The organism is Streptomyces spongiae (assembly GCF_009377185.1).
Lineage (GTDB): Bacteria > Actinomycetota > Actinomycetes > Streptomycetales > Streptomycetaceae > Streptomyces > Streptomyces spongiae.
Window position 1 is genome coordinate 1 of record NZ_VJZC01001049.1, and the last position, 1,449, is coordinate 1,449.

Here is a 1,449-nt window from a genome sequence, read left to right on the forward strand (position 1 = left end):
GGGCCGGGTGACGGGTCACACGGACAGCGGGCCGATGCGGTGGAGAACCTCCGGCTCGTGCCCGCCGTCCGGGAACTGTCCCGCCTCGAACAGGACCTCGCGCTCGACGGCCGCTCCGTGCCGGGCGGCGTACGAGGCGAACAGGCGCTCCGACGCGGTGTTGCCCGGTGTGATGGTGGTCTCGACGGTCGTCAGCCGGTGCTGCCGGGCGACCTGGACGGTCAGCCCGTCCAGCAGCGCGGCGGCGACCCCGCGACCCCGCTGGGCGGCGTCGACGGCCACCTGCCACACGAGGAGGGTGCCCGGCTGCTCCGGCCGGATGTATCCGGTGATGAAGCCGACGGGGCGCCCGTCCTCCGTGTCCCGCGCCACCACGGAGGTACCGGCGAAGTCACGGCACCACAGCAGGTAGCTGTACGAGGAGTTCAGGTCGAGGGTGCGGGAGTCCCGGGCGAGGCGCCAGAGCGCGGCGCCGTCCGCCACGTCGGGACGGTCGATCCGCAGTCCCTCTGGCATTTCCAGGAATTCCGCGGGCAGTTCCGGTAGGTCTGCTTGTGCGGCAGTCATGCGAATTGAATTTACCCAGCGAAAGTCGAAATTGCATCGTCGATCGGGGTTACATGAACGGCCCTTGTGTGTTATCGCGCGGGCGCGGGCTGCGCGCGAGAAGGCGGCAGAAGGTGATGTTTTGCCCGGATATTAGGGGAGGAAAAGGGTGCGTTGTGGAGTCGGTCACATGAGGGTAACCCTCACGAGATCTACCCGAATTACACCGGTTGGCGTTCGCGGAATCTTTGCGTTTAGGTATCCGAAAAGCGGGCAGAAGAATATGGGAAGCTGTGCTGAATTAGATTATTGCATTTCAGTGAACGGCAGGGGTGGATTTCCTGCACCCCCACCCGGACGCAGGCTCGGATGCCGACTCGGGCTCGGGCTCAGGCTCCGGCGACTCCGTCGATGCGCTCGCGGACGATGTCGGCGTGGCCGTTGTGGCGCGCGTACTCCTCGATCATGTGGATCAGGATCCAGCGGAGGCTGACCTCCAGTCCGGCCATCGGGCCGTCCACGATCCGTCCCGTGTCGTCGAGTGAGCGCGCCGCGGACAGTTCCTCGCCGCGCGCCACCTCCTCGCGCCACACCGCGAGTGCCTCGTCGATGCCGCGGTCGGGGGCCAGCTGGAAGCCGGTCGGGCCGAACAGGTGGGGTGCGTCGGCCTTGCCGGCCAGGACGCGCTGGAACCAGGTGCGTTCCACCTCGGCGAGGTGTTGTACGAGTCCCAGCAGGGTGAGCTCCGACGGCTCGGCCGATGCCGTCCTTAACTGTGCGTCGTCCAGTCCCGCGCACTTCAGCGCCAGGGTGGCCCGGTGAAAGGCGAGCCAACTCTCCAGCATGGGCCGCTCGTCTCCGGTCAGGAGGGGGATGGGGCGGCCGTCGGGGAGTGTCTGGGGT

General features: G+C 67.5%; 2 protein-coding genes. Both read right to left on the minus strand.

The features are described from left to right. Nucleotides 1–15 precede the first annotated feature (15 nt). A complete protein-coding gene (ectA, locus tag FNH08_RS50020) occupies nucleotides 16–567 on the minus strand; it encodes a diaminobutyrate acetyltransferase (RefSeq protein ID WP_152778657.1) in 552 nt (183 codons plus the stop codon). A gap of 368 nt (nucleotides 568–935) precedes the next feature. Continuing rightward, the coding region (locus FNH08_RS50025) for a DinB family protein (RefSeq protein ID WP_152778659.1) at nucleotides 936–1,449 on the minus strand (514 nt) is incomplete at its 5' end.